The sequence below is a fragment of the Pseudoalteromonas sp. UCD-33C genome (assembly GCF_001306895.1).
Lineage (GTDB): Bacteria > Pseudomonadota > Gammaproteobacteria > Enterobacterales > Alteromonadaceae > Pseudoalteromonas.
The window spans coordinates 1-2,301 of sequence record NZ_LJTB01000025.1 but is presented as its reverse complement, the minus strand read 5'-3'; the positions used below and the strand labels follow the sequence as shown (position 1 = coordinate 2,301).

Here is a 2,301-nt window from a genome sequence, read left to right as displayed (position 1 = left end):
TAACATTTTAGTATTTATGCGACACGCAGTTTGTGTTGCATAATCGCTTGTTGGACTGAGCCGCTACCTGCTCGGTGTGTCAGAGTTGGTGTTGTTTATGCTATGGGAATTTGCTTTTTCTGGCCTAAGCGATATCAAGCCAACGTTACTGGCGAGCCTATCGCATCTAAGCTATCCCTGCTTTACTCAGCGTTTATTATGCTTCCATTACACCTAAATTTGCCTTAAGAAGCAATTATATTTTTACGCACACAGAGGTCGTTAGCCTGAGCAATTAAGCAGGTTAACTCATTCATTTTAAGCAGCAAGCAAGGCTGCTAACTCGTTCGCACTATTTCATTTGTCGGCGTATCTGAATTCATCACACCAATAAATCGTAAAATACCAACCTTGCATGACTGACAAAACCAATGCGGTACCAATGATTCTGTTTCTGGCTTTGTCTGCACTAGTTTGCATTTGTGTGTTGATTGAGCCTTTATTAACGCTAACTTTCGCTTGCGACACGCATTAGCTAAAAAACCGTAGTGGCGAATGCGCATAAACCCTTTAGGCAATACATGTTGTAAGTAACGTCGCAAAAATTCATCACAACTCAGTGTCATGACTTTATCGCGGTTGTTATCTGCATAGTCGCGATATTTAAATCTCACTGTTTCTTCAGTCGCTGACACTAATCGCGATTCTGACATCACACCTTTTCGGGTATAACGAGCAAGGTAACTCACTAGCTTTTCACTGTATGTTAAACAGGACTTGCTATACACACACCATTTTGTTGGCGTGTTTATCTTCGCCAATGAACTATCACACTCATTGAGTTCCGCCAGCATTTTCCCTCTAAAGACTGTTGATAACGCTTTTACGGGATATAAATAGCCTTTTTCTATTTCATACCAGTGCGCTTTGTTTATCGCACCTGCGGGTATCAAACAATGTAAATGGATATGCTGACTTAAATTTTGCCCCCATGTATGCAGTACGCTTGTCATGCCTAATTGACCATGTCCTTTTCGGTTGGCAAATTTACTCAGCGTTTGCCATGTGGCCTTGAATAAACACTGATACAACATATTTGGGTTGTAGTGCGCTATGATATTGAGTTCATGGGGGAGCGTAAAAACAAGGTGGAAATACCTACACGGTAATAAATTTTCCTGCTGTCTTTGCACCCACTTAGCCGTGGCTATGCCTTGGCAACGCGAACAATGACGGTCTCGACAACTACACCCAATCTTTTGCGACTCACCACAGCTATCACATTGCCATGCTTGGTAACCGAGCCGACCCGTTCTGCAAGATTGAATGTGCTGGCAGACGCGTAATTGCTGATAGCTCATTGTATGGTGTTGACGATAATGTCCAAGACTCGAATATAAAATATCAGCTAGGTGCAAAGTGCTCATGATTTAACCCAACTTACGAGTAAATCAACACCGCCATGCCCCAATTCAGGTAACCAATGTAAGTAACTTTGCGTGGTTTTAATGTCGCTATGACCAAGCTGGTGTTGAAGTTGATGCAGTGGCATACCCGATTCAAGTTGATGTGTTGCATAAGCATGGCGTAGTGCATGTGGATTACAGTGTTTTAAGCCGCATGCTTGTGCGTGTTTTCTCAATGGCTTCCTAAATGTCGATGCTGACATAGGTTTATCCATTAACAATCGCGAGTAAAACATCCAACCCGTTGGGTGATACATTTTCCAGTAACTTCGTAATTGATTTAGTACGCTATCTGAAACGACAACATAACGCGATTTATCTCCTTTACCTTGTTTAATCAATATAGTTTTACGTATTCCATCAATGTCTTGCACTTTAATATGTAGAAGCTCACCAATGCGTAAGCCACAGCCATAGCAAACCACTATTAACGTTTTTAATCGCATATCCGTACAGCTTTCTATTAGCAGCCGAACATCGTCTCGAGATAGATAGGTTGGTGCACGAGTCTTCGCTTTTGGTAATGCGATATCTAGGTTCAGCGGTCGATGTAAAATATGTTTAAACAAAAACCAAATACTGTTTATCTGTACTTTTTGGCTTGCTCTAGAAAGTTTACGAATAGCAGGATCATTAAAAAACGCATTCAGTTCTTTATCGGTAATTAAATCGAGTGGCTTATCAAAATAATGACTCAATTTAAGTAAATGCTCGCAATAACTTTTACATGTACGTTGCGAATAACCTCGATAGGCTATTTCTGTTTTGACTTGTTCTATGAGTGGGTTCATGACTTACCTCCAAGTTATAGGATAACCCCAAGGTAAGTGTGGCTCAGTTGGTGAGCATTGGATCT

The 2,301-nt window shown here is 41.1% G+C and carries 2 protein-coding genes; both read right to left on the bottom strand.

The annotated features are described in order from the left end of the window. Positions 1–317 precede the first annotated feature (317 nt). Positions 318–1,406: an IS91 family transposase gene (locus AOG26_RS20225; RefSeq protein ID WP_152967006.1), complete on the bottom strand. Its 1,089-nt coding sequence runs from the start codon at positions 1,404–1,406 to the stop codon at positions 318–320. Next, a complete protein-coding gene (locus AOG26_RS20220; RefSeq protein ID WP_054564105.1) occupies positions 1,403–2,236 on the bottom strand; it encodes a tyrosine-type recombinase/integrase in 834 nt (277 codons plus the stop codon). The genes AOG26_RS20225 and AOG26_RS20220 overlap by 4 nt, the downstream gene beginning before the upstream one ends. Positions 2,237–2,301: the final 65 nt, after the last annotated feature.